The sequence below is a fragment of the Variovorax glacialis genome, from assembly GCF_051216375.1.
In the GTDB taxonomy this organism is placed as follows: domain Bacteria; phylum Pseudomonadota; class Gammaproteobacteria; order Burkholderiales; family Burkholderiaceae_C; genus Variovorax.
This window is the reverse complement of the sequence record NZ_JBPJZT010000031.1, coordinates 21715-30896: the sequence shown is the minus strand read 5'-3', so window position 1 is coordinate 30896 and position 9182 is coordinate 21715. Positions and strand designations below refer to the sequence as shown.

The window sequence follows — 9182 nt, the reverse complement described above, 5'->3', positions numbered from 1 at the left end:
GTGCGTGACATCGTCGGGCTGTACATGGATCCCCCGTTGATGGCGATGGTGTTGTGCGTCGACGAGAAGAGCCAGATTCAGGCGCTCGATCGCACGCAACCTTTGCTGCCGCTCGCCGCCGGCATCCCTGAGCGACGTACCCATGACTACATGCGCCACGGCACCACCACGCTGTTCGCGGCGCTCGACATCGCCACCGGATCGGTCATTGGCGAGATGCATCGGCGCCACCGCAGCACCGAATTCCTGCAGTTCCTGCGCACCGTCGAGGCCAACGTTTCGCCGGTGCTGGACATCCACTTGGTCATGGACAACTACGGCACTCACAAGACTGCGTCGATCAAGTCCTGGCTCACCAGGCATCCGCGCTTTCACGTGCATTTCACACCGACATCTGCGTCGTGGCTCAACCAGGTCGAGCGCTGGTTCGCCACGCTGACGCAGCGCTGCATTCGCCGCGGCACCCACCGCTCCACGCGCGAACTCGAGCAGAGCATCCGGGACTACCTCGACATCAACAACACCAGGCCAAAGCCCTTTGTCTGGTCGAAAACCGCTGATGACATCCTCGCCAGCGTCGAGAGGTTTTGTCTTCGAACTTCTAACTCACGACATTAGCGCAAAACAGCATCGCTGATGAGCCAAGTGGACCGGTTAGCGACGCGTTCCCCGCCAAGCGCTCGCCGACGGGCGACACATCGATTCGGTCATTCCGCATTCATGTGCCTGAAGCGGTGCTCGTAGACCTGCGCCGCCGCGTGATGGCGACGCGATGGCCCGAGCGCGAGACCATCACCGTTTTGTCGCAAGGCGTGCGGTTGGAGAAGATCCAGCCCCTCGTACGCTACTTGGGGCACGCGATACGACTAACGCAAGGTAGAGAAGAGGCTCAACCCGCTGCCGCAGTACGTGACGGAGATCGACGGGATCGACATCCAGTTCGTGCATGTGCGTTCACGACATCCCAACGCGATGCCCCTGATCATGACCCATGGCTGGCCCGGCTCCGTGATGGAAATCCTGAAGATCATCGGCCCGCTCACCAATCCCACCGCGCATGGCGGGCGCGAGGAAGACGCCTTCGATCTCGTCCTGCCGTCGATGCCGGGCTATGGCTTCTCGGGCAAGCCCGGCAGCCCGGGCTGGGGCGCAGGCCGCATAGCGAATGCCTGGGACGTGCTGATGAAGCGGCTCGGATACAAGCGTACGGCCGGCACAGCCGCGGCGTGAAGCCGCAAGCCTCGGCCAGCTCGCGCAACTGCGCGGTCCAGCGATGCTGGCCTTTGCCGTAGGCGTCGCGCTGGATGCCGAGTTCCCCCGCGAGATCTTGCGACCACCGCGGTCGGTCGCGGGTAGGGTGTACACGGACATCCGCCGCTGGACAGAAATGTCCCGGGGAGGTCACTTCGCGGCGATGGAGCAGCCGCATGCGCTCGCGCGCGAGATAACCGAGTTCTTTCGACCGCTGCGATAACCATAGCTCTGCAAGTCGTGCTCGAGACACCGCGAACCACAGCCTAACCGTGGCCTCATTGCCGATCGCCGTGGCGCAACGATGCATAACGCAGCTGCGGAAAGGGACAACTCCTGCTCGTATCTTTTCGCCGACGCTCGGCCACAGCCTGCATGAGCGCGGTGTTCCGGGCAATCACGATGCTGTCACGACGCCGGCCGCGCTCCGGTGCAAACGCGCCCTGCGAGTCAACATGTTCATGGCATTGACATTGCGGACCTGGTCGATCCTTGAGCTTTTACTCGTAGATGAGCGTGCTTCGCGCAGGGATGATTAGATCCGCGGCGTCTTCACCTAGCCCAAGGAGAACCTGCAAAGCGGCTTAATCAATGCGACGCTCGTCGTACGCCGCAGCATCGCCAGGCCGGTGCAAGTGCAAGTCGACGTGGGCATTGTTTTTCGACCCGGTCACCTTCATCCGCTTTGAATCCATCCGCACCGTGACGGCGCCGCTCCAAATGGGAAGTTCCGCAAAATACTGATCGAAGGAGACCGTGACGAGATTGCTGTGCCACTGCCCAGTACGTTGACACGGATGGCCTGATGCAAAAAGCCATGAATTCCCGCTCCTCAAAAAGGTTGGCTTGCGCTACCCTTTCTCTGGCCTGGAAGACTCGAGAAACCTGTGGAAGAAGCCTCGATGACTTTACTGACTGCACCCGCGCTGTCCGCCACCGCGCCAGTCGCGCCATCGGCGACGGACCTCCAATCGGCCATGGTGAGTCGGCGCTTGGCGCCGCTCTTCTTCTTCTCCGGTGTGTCCGCGCTGGTCTACCAGGTCTGCTGGCAACGACTGCTCTTTGCGAGCTTCGGCGTAGACATCGATTCGGTCACCATCATTGTTTCCGTCTTTATGCTGGGACTGGGCCTCGGCGCGCTGGTTGGAGGCGATCTGGCGGATCGGTACCCCGCCCAGGCGCTGCGCTTTTTTGCATTGTCCGAACTCGGTATCGGCCTCTTCGGCCTCGCCAGTCCGGGGCTGATTCGCGGCACTGGCGATCTCTTCGTCGCCGCGGCGCAATGGCAGATTGTCATTGCCAACTTCCTGCTCCTGCTGGTTCCGACTTGCCTCATGGGGGCGACGCTTCCCATCCTGGTTGCGTATGTCACGCGGCTGTGGGGCAACGTCGGCAAGTCGATCGGCCTGCTCTATCAGGTCAACACTTTCGGAGCGGCATTCGGCGTGGCGATCGTGGGCTTCTTCTGGTTCCTGCTGTTCGAGATCGACACGGCGATCCGGATGGCTGCGCTCTTGAACATCCTGGTCAGCTTGCTGACGATCGTCTGGATCAAGCGCCGTGGCTAGCTTCGCCTGGATTCTGTCGTTGGGCGTGGGGTTTCTGAGCCTGAGCCAGGAAATTCTCTGGGTGCGCCTGATCTCGTTTACCACGCGGGGATTGAGCCAGTCCTTCGCACTGGTGCTCTTCTTGTTTCTGATTGGCATTGCGGTCGGATCGGCCGTCGGCAAGCGCGCCTGTGAACGGCAGGCGGATCTCCTTCGCACCTCGGCGATCGTGCTCGGCCTGGCCGCGGTCGTGGATGTGAGCCTGGTAGGCCTACTGCCGGCCATCGTGCACTCGCGGATGGCCCCCATCATCTTTTTACTGATCGTGGTGACGGCGATGCTCAAAAGCATCATGTTCCCCATCGCCCATCACCTCGGATCGCAGCAGTCAGGCGCACGCATCGGCCGATCGGTGTCGAAGGTGTACTTCGGAAACATTGTCGGCGCGACGCTTGGCCCGATCGTGACGGGCTACGTGCTGCTGGATCACCTGACCATGGATCAGTGCTTGCTGCTTGTGGGATTGACGACGGGTGCGCTGTCGCTCGTGTGCGCCTTGCGCGCGCGGGCGGCGCTGATCGGCCTTGCGGCAGCGGTGATGATTCTTCCGGCCGCGGTGCTGGCTTGGCCAGGGCGATTGAGCCTTGCCGGTGCCATCGCAATGGCCGACAAGACCCTCAAACCCGGTGCGCGAATCTCGCACGTGATCGAGAACCGCAACGGCATCATCCACACCATCGCGGAGCCGATGGGTGCCCCCGAGACCGCCATGGGCGGGAATGTCTACGACGGGCGCATTGCCGTCGATGTGGACGCCAACCCGAACGCGCTGGACCGGGCACTGGTGCTGCTGGCGCTCCATCCAAATCCGGAAGACGTCCTAGTGGTCGGGCTGAGCACCGGGGCGTGGGCACGCATCCTCAGCGCGTCGCCACGCATCAAGCGCATGACGGTGGTCGAGATCAACCCGGGCTATCTGACCCTCATCGCTGAGTACCCTCAGGTAGCGCAGGTGCTGTCTGACCCGCGAATCAAGATTGTGGTCGACGACGGCCGGCGCTGGCTGCGCCGCAACCCGGAGGAGCGGTTCGATCTGTTGGTGCAGAACACGACCTTCTCCTGGCGCGCGTATTCCACCAATCTGCTGTCGCGCGAGTACTTGCAACTCGCCAGCGCGCATTTGAAGCCGGGCGGCATCGTCGCCATCAACAGTACGGATTCGAGCGACGTGCTCAAGACGGCGACGCAGGTCTTTCCCTTCGTCGAGCGGCGCTCCAACTTCATCTATGGCAGCCTCTCGGACATCTCGCATCCCATTGCGGATGCGGAGATGGCTTTCCGCGAGATGCGCCTGAACGATCACCTGGTATTCGGCGATGCGGCGTATCGAGAGGGTGGACTGGTGTCGAACATGATCAACGCCGCCTTCGTGCCGCACGATCATCAGTACGAAGGCATGTCCGAATCGCCGACCGCGGTCTCCGATCAGAACATGATCGTGGAATATGCGCACTCTCGGATGCGGGGCACTTACCCGGCCTTCTACCGCGAGGTGGACGCGGCACGTGCGGCGCTTCACGGCGACCGCTAAGTGAGCGCGAAACCGTCGTCCAGCCAATTTCGTGACTGCCTCGGGTGCAAGCCAGCCGGCACGGTCGAGGGAGTGACCGACCTCGGGCGATGTCCGAAATGCCCTTGGGACCGACCGCAGATTCTGAGATGTTCGCGGCACCTGACTGAGCGCACTCAAGGTCACTGCGTGTGTTGGTCGGGCGGCACGGGAGGACAGCAATCGCGGAGCCGAAATTCCGGGCTGCAGGTGCGGCGACATCGGCCTGTGGTGATTCGGAACACCACGTCGGCCATCACACCTGCCGAGGCCACGCGAGACGCCCCCGATCCAAACTGCCTTCATGGAGTGCTCGACGCATGCGCGGTGTGCTGTCGCAGAAACCGGTCAACTACTTCGTTGAATTCGTCCGCGTGTTCGAAGTACGCCGAGTGGCCCGAATCCTTGAACGTGTGGTTCTCCGCGCCTGGGATCAGGCTCGCCGCATGGAAGTGGCTCTCAGGGTTCAGAAAATCATCGTGCGATCCGCCGGCGACAACGGTCGGCACGCGATAGTTCACGAAGTCCGTCGGATACAGCTTGATGCTCTCGTCCATCATCGTCGACGAATCGAACGGCGGATTCAGGGCTTTGATCTGGGAGTACAGGAAGATCAGGTCAGGCCGTGCCTTCAATGTTTCGCGGTTCCAGCCCACGCCCGCCCCGCGGGAGAAATCGGGACCCAGGAAGATGCCGTTGGCGCGCTGCATCACCTTCCAGTTTTGCTCCGAATAGGCCGGCGTCGGCGAGCCATTGATGAACAGGCACGATACGCGCTCAGGCGTGCGCACCGCGATCGGCAGGCCCGCCCAAGCGCCGAGGGACTGGCAAACGAAAGCTGCGCGTGCAATGCCCTCCGCGTCCATGATGGCACGAATATCGTCAGGAAAATGCCGTGGATGGACGAGTTCAGGAGCGCAGTGCGAATGCTTGAATCCGCGCAGGTCGACCGTGATCACCTGATAGCGATCGCGGAAGAAGGGCACCTGCTGGTAGAAGGCCATGGAGTTGCCTCCGCCGCCATGAATGAAGAAGACGGGGTGGCCCTGGCCGTGCTTTTCGTAGTACAGGGAGGTCTCGGTGCGTTGGATGGTCGGCATGGTTGTCCTTCGGTTGATGAATGAAACTATTGCGGCTGAAGTCCCAGATCCCGCAGCAACGCAGGGATGGCCGCAGCCTCGGCATTCAGTTCTCGTTCGAACTCCGCCGGCGCGTTGCCCACCGGAGTGAAGCCGATGCTGGTCAGGAAATTGCCCACGTCGGCGCCATGTACTGCGGTGCCAACTGCTGTGGCCACCTTTTGCTTGATTGCGGCATCCAGTCCGGCAGGAGCCAGAAGGCCGACCCAGATCTCGTTCGTGAAGACGTAAGAGCCGAAGCCCGCTTCGGCGAAGGTCTGCACGCCGGGGAGCATGGCTGAGCGCCTTGTGCCGACCACGGCCAACGCCTTCATCTTGCCCTCCGCGATCAGCGGAGCGGCCACGAACGGGGCCGTGAAGGTCAAGTCAACCGCGCCGCCGAGAAGGTCCTGCAAGGCCGGAGGAGAACCGCGGTACGGCACTTCGCGAAACTGCACGCCGGACTGGCGCGCCGCCGATTCCATGACCTGCATCGGGATCGTGCCTGGCCCCCAGGAGCCGTAGCTCGGGCTGCTGCCCTGCGCCTTCGCTTCCGCCATGAGCTCGGAGAGATTGTTGGCTTTCACGCGCGGGTGCGCGACCAAGACGGGCGCGCTGTTGGCGACCTTGCTGATGGGCGAGAAGCCCGTGCGAGGGTCGTAGGGCAGCTTTCTGAGCATGGCGTTCGCCGCCACCAGCGGATCGCTGGTGGTGAACAGGAAGGTGTAGCCGTCGGCCGCTGAGCGCGCGACCTCGCCCGCGCCGATGGTGCCGATCGCGCCCGGCTTGTTGTCGATGACGACGGGGGTGCCGAGGCTTTTTCCGAGCACCTCGCCGAGCTTGCGGGCAATCGCGTCGACCGGCGAACCGGCTGGCGAAGGAACCACGATGCGAATCGGCTTGGTGGGCCAGGCGGTGGTCGCCCTGGTCGGCAGGAGCATCGCAATGGGCAATGCGCCGCTGGCGGCAATCAGATGGCGTCTGTTCAGCATGTGGAACTCCTTGCGGCAATTGGGTGGGGTTGCGAGGATGCTAGGCGGCACGACCGACCTCTGAAAGAGTCAAAATCCGCTTCGTGAACACCTTTGGAGATCAGTGACGTGATGACCATGCAGCAGCTGAGGGCGCTGGTCGCCGTCGTGGAGAACGGCAGCATCCGAGGCGCTGCGCGCCACCTTCACCTGTCGCAATCTGCGGTCACGAAGGCCATGCAACTGCTCGAGGAGGATGCCGGTGTGCCGCTGCTGATCCGACGCTCGAGGGGGATCGACCTCACCGAGGCCGGCGAACGGCTGCTCGCGCGCGCGCGGCTGGTCACGCGGCAGGTCGAGCTTGCTTACGATGAACTGCGACAAGCGGGCGGCGAAGACGCCGGCACGCTGCACGTTGCACTGAACCCGCTCGTGACGCTGACTGCTCTCGGAGAGGCGTTTGGCTGGTTCAGGCAGCGCTATCAGAAGGTCCGCCTCGAGTTCAGCGACGGCCTCATCCAGCGTGTTCTGCCCCGGTTGCGGGATGGATCGCTCGACCTGGCACTGGTCGCAGCCGATGCGGGCGAGCTGCAGGGCGATGAGTTCCGTGTCGAGCAGTTGCAGTGCATTCGTCAGCGCGTGGCATTGCGCCGCGACCACCCGGCCTTGGCAGCACCGACACCGCAGGCACTCGTCCAGTACGAGTGGATCTACACCCGGCGACTCGACGAAGCCCGGCAATCGCGCCTGGCGCAAATGTTCGCCCGCAGCGGCGTCGAGTCGCCGAAGCGCTACCTGGTATGCGACGCGCTGCAGGCCTTCGCCCTGCAACGCAACTCCGATGCCGTCAGCATCATTCCAGAGCCGCTGCTGGGAAATGCCGAAACGCGCGACATTGTCGCGATCGAGAACTGCGGCATCGAGCCCTTCGACCTGGAACTCGCGATGCTGGCGCGCGCCGACACACCGCTCACGCCTGTGGCGGCGTTCTTCGCGCATTGCATCTCATCGAGCCTTCGGACGGCTTCTAGGCGAACTTTGGAAACAGCGCCAATGCGTTGTTCCGCATGAAGTCCTGTCGCAGGCGATCCGTGAGGAGAGGACTCGCGTCGAGTTGTTGCGCAAGCGCCGTCACCAGTGCTTCGGGGGTGTAAGGCCAGTCGCTGCCGTACATGATGTGCTTCGGATCGGCGATCTCCAGCAGTGGCAGCAGCTGTCGCGGCAACGGAAAGCCCGCCAGGTCGTAGTAGAGCCCACGCAGCGTTTCGTAGAAGCGCGGCACGTCGAGCTTGTCGGGCAAGCCAAGCGCGGGCGCGAGTCCGGCCACGCGGTCCGCCAGGACCGGTACCGTGGCGCCCGCATGAGGCACGATGATCTTGATGTTCGGGTATCGGGCGAGCGTGCCCGAAAGGATCAGGTTGAACACGGCCCGGGTCGTCTCGAACATGAACTCGATCATCGGAAACGGATAGCCGATCGGAGGCAACGACGCTGGGTCCTGTCCCTGGCAGCACGGGCAATGCGGGTTCGTCGGATGAATGAAGACCTTCGCGCTGCGCCGGTTCAATTCTGCGAACACGGGATCGAGGCGACGATCACCGAGATAGACGCCGTTGTGGTTGCTCTCCAGCACGATGCCGTCGGCCTTGAGCACGTCGAACGCGTAGTCCAGTTCCTTGAGGGAGCCGTCGATGTTCGGCAGGGGCAGCGATGCGAACATGCCGAATCGCCGGGGGTAGGACCGGGTCGCCTTGGCCCCTTCGTCATTGACGTAGCGCGCCAGATCGCGTGCGGCCGCGTCGTCGCCGAAATGCAGTCCGGGCGCCGAGATGGAGATGATCGAGGCCTCGATGCCGTTGCGGTCCATCATCTCGACGTGCTGGTCGACGCTCCAGGTGGGGATGCCAGGCATTCCCGAGGGCTTCGATTGGCCGGCCGCGGCCAGCGACGTGCGGTACTTCTCGGGCAGGAAGTGCGCGTGGACGTCGATTTTGCGCACGGCGTTCGGTGCCGAATGCACCGGCAGCGAGCCGGCCGTGCCTGCCAGCAGCGCGGCGCTGCTCGCCAGGAAGCCGCGCCGGCCCTGCGTGTGTTGAGAATTCATTGTTGCTCCGTTCTTTTCGAGTCCATGCGGCGCCTGGGGGACGCTGCGCTACCAGCCGTCGTCGCCCGACCAGAAGAGCCGCGGTGCATGGATGTTCACCTGCTTGTAGGCGCCGCTGTAGAAGATCAGCGGCTGGCGTTCCTCGCCGAGCGTCATGTGTTCGACATGGCCGATGTACAGGAGATGGTCGCCCGCTTCGTGCACGTCGACCGTCCGCAGTACGAGTTGCGCGAGGCTGTCGCGAACGAGCGGCGTGCCGTCGCGCTCCTCGAAAGGCGAGGTGAGTTCGGCGCAGGGGCGGCCGCCGAAGTGGATGCTCAGCGATTGCTGGCTTTCCAGCAGAAAGTTGACGCCGAAACGGTCGCCCGTGCCGACCACCGACGCGAACCTCGCGGCGCGCCGCACAGAGATCATCGCAAGCGGCGGGTCGAGCGAGACCGACATGAACGCATTGGCCGTCATGCCACGCGCCTCGCCTTCGCACATGTAGCTGACCACGGTCACGCCGGTCGCGAAATGCCCCATGACGTCGCGGAACAGCTTGGGGTCGAAACTCGTTTCCATGCGGCTTCTCCGGGGTGG

8 protein-coding genes and 2 pseudogenes are annotated in these 9182 nt (G+C 63.3%); 5 read left to right on the top strand and 5 right to left on the bottom strand.

The window, feature by feature from the left end; genetic code table 11:
* Both ACSFBL_RS34230 and ACSFBL_RS34225 read left to right on the top strand, forming a co-directional pair.
* On the top strand, window positions 1–618 hold a 618-nt coding region (locus ACSFBL_RS34230), incomplete at its 5' end, for an IS630 family transposase (protein ID WP_435520271.1).
* 11 nt (window positions 619–629) lie between these two features.
* Window positions 630–1206: pseudogene (locus ACSFBL_RS34225) on the top strand (epoxide hydrolase family protein); the annotation flags it as partial.
* On the opposite strand, the pseudogene ACSFBL_RS34220 reads toward ACSFBL_RS34225, so the two are convergent.
* Window positions 1205–1306, bottom strand: a pseudogene (locus tag ACSFBL_RS34220) (IS21 family transposase); the annotation flags it as partial. The pseudogenes ACSFBL_RS34225 and ACSFBL_RS34220 sit on opposite strands and share 2 nt — an antisense overlap.
* Window positions 1307–2243: 937 nt before the next feature.
* On the opposite strand from ACSFBL_RS34220, the gene ACSFBL_RS34215 reads away from it, so the two are divergent.
* Complete coding sequence (locus ACSFBL_RS34215) at window positions 2244–2819, top strand: fused MFS/spermidine synthase (protein ID WP_435520270.1); 576 nt, start codon at window positions 2244–2246, stop codon at window positions 2817–2819.
* Window positions 2812–4389: a spermine/spermidine synthase domain-containing protein gene (locus ACSFBL_RS34210; RefSeq protein ID WP_435520269.1), complete on the top strand. Its 1578-nt coding sequence runs from the start codon at window positions 2812–2814 to the stop codon at window positions 4387–4389. Before ACSFBL_RS34215 ends, ACSFBL_RS34210 begins: the two co-directional genes overlap by 8 nt.
* A gap of 320 nt (window positions 4390–4709) precedes the next feature.
* On the opposite strand, the gene ACSFBL_RS34205 is transcribed toward ACSFBL_RS34210, so the two are convergent.
* Complete coding sequence (locus tag ACSFBL_RS34205) at window positions 4710–5507, bottom strand: alpha/beta fold hydrolase (RefSeq protein ID WP_435520268.1); 798 nt, start codon at window positions 5505–5507, stop codon at window positions 4710–4712.
* A 26-nt stretch (window positions 5508–5533) separates the two neighbouring features.
* Window positions 5534–6517: a Bug family tripartite tricarboxylate transporter substrate binding protein gene (locus ACSFBL_RS34200; protein ID WP_435520267.1), complete on the bottom strand. Its 984-nt coding sequence runs from the start codon at window positions 6515–6517 to the stop codon at window positions 5534–5536.
* A gap of 111 nt (window positions 6518–6628) precedes the next feature.
* On the opposite strand from ACSFBL_RS34200, the gene ACSFBL_RS34195 reads away from it, so the two are divergent.
* Window positions 6629–7567 carry a LysR family transcriptional regulator gene (locus ACSFBL_RS34195; protein WP_435520266.1) on the top strand — a complete coding sequence of 313 codons (939 nt, stop codon included), beginning with the start codon at window positions 6629–6631 and terminating at the stop codon, window positions 7565–7567.
* Here the strand turns inward: ACSFBL_RS34195 and ACSFBL_RS34190 are convergent.
* Together ACSFBL_RS34190 and ACSFBL_RS34185 are read right to left on the bottom strand one after the other, a co-directional pair.
* Window positions 7524–8600 (bottom strand): amidohydrolase family protein, encoded by a 1077-nt coding sequence (locus ACSFBL_RS34190; protein WP_435520265.1) that lies wholly within the window; start codon window positions 8598–8600, stop codon window positions 7524–7526. The genes ACSFBL_RS34195 and ACSFBL_RS34190 overlap by 44 nt on opposite strands.
* Window positions 8601–8648: 48 nt before the next feature.
* Window positions 8649–9164, bottom strand: a complete 516-nt coding sequence (locus tag ACSFBL_RS34185) for a flavin reductase family protein (protein ID WP_435520264.1) — start codon at window positions 9162–9164, stop codon at window positions 8649–8651.
* Window positions 9165–9182 lie beyond the last annotated feature (18 nt).

Bases quoted from the DNA above. Each gene is read 5' to 3' on its own strand.
- ACSFBL_RS34195 (WP_435520266.1), top strand. From the start codon at position 6,629: ATGACCATGCAGCAGCTGAGGGCGCTGGTCGCCGTCGTGGAGAACGGC.
- ACSFBL_RS34205 (WP_435520268.1), bottom strand. From the start codon at position 5,507: ATGCCGACCATCCAACGCACCGAGACCTCCCTGTACTACGAAAAGCAC.
- ACSFBL_RS34200 (WP_435520267.1), bottom strand. From the start codon at position 6,517: ATGCTGAACAGACGCCATCTGATTGCCGCCAGCGGCGCATTGCCCATT.
- ACSFBL_RS34185 (WP_435520264.1), bottom strand. From the start codon at position 9,164: ATGGAAACGAGTTTCGACCCCAAGCTGTTCCGCGACGTCATGGGGCAT.
- ACSFBL_RS34190 (WP_435520265.1), bottom strand. From the start codon at position 8,600: ATGAATTCTCAACACACGCAGGGCCGGCGCGGCTTCCTGGCGAGCAGC.